Source organism: Paenibacillus sp. J45TS6, from assembly GCF_018403285.1.
In the GTDB taxonomy this organism is placed as follows: Bacteria; Bacillota; Bacilli; order Paenibacillales; family Paenibacillaceae; genus Paenibacillus.
Genome location: NZ_BOSJ01000085.1, coordinates 1 through 349, shown reverse-complemented (window position 1 = coordinate 349; position 349 = coordinate 1). Strand labels below are relative to the sequence as shown.

The 349-nt window shown below is 55.9% G+C and carries 2 tRNA genes and 1 rRNA gene; all 3 read right to left on the bottom strand.

Features of this window, described 5'->3' with window-relative positions:
- Window positions 1-31 precede the first annotated feature (31 nt).
- A tRNA-Ala gene (locus tag KJS58_RS25100) sits at window positions 32-107 on the bottom strand.
- 22 nt (window positions 108-129) lie between these two features.
- A tRNA-Ile gene (locus KJS58_RS25095) sits at window positions 130-206 on the bottom strand.
- 51 nt (window positions 207-257) lie between these two features.
- Window positions 258-349 (bottom strand): 5S ribosomal RNA (rrf, locus tag KJS58_RS25090); the annotation flags it as partial.

The following is a 349-nucleotide window of genomic DNA, read 5'->3' as shown; positions in this document are numbered from 1 at the left end:
GTGCTCTACCAACTGAGCTATCAGGGAATATTGGTGGAGCCAAGCGGGATCGAACCGCTGACCTCCTGCGTGCAAGGCAGGCGCTCTCCCAGCTGAGCTATGGCCCCATAATGGGATTATGAAGTTACATGGTGGGCCCTAGTGGACTCGAACCACCGACCTCACCCTTATCAGGGGTGCGCTCTAACCAGCTGAGCTAAGGGCCCTCATCGTTAATTACACCATTAGGGCAAAAAAAATAACCCAAAAGGGTTTTCGCTTGGCGGCGTCCTACTCTCCCAGGACCCTGCGGTCCAAGTACCATCGGCGCTGGAGGGCTTAACGGTCGTGTTCGGGATGGGTACGTGTG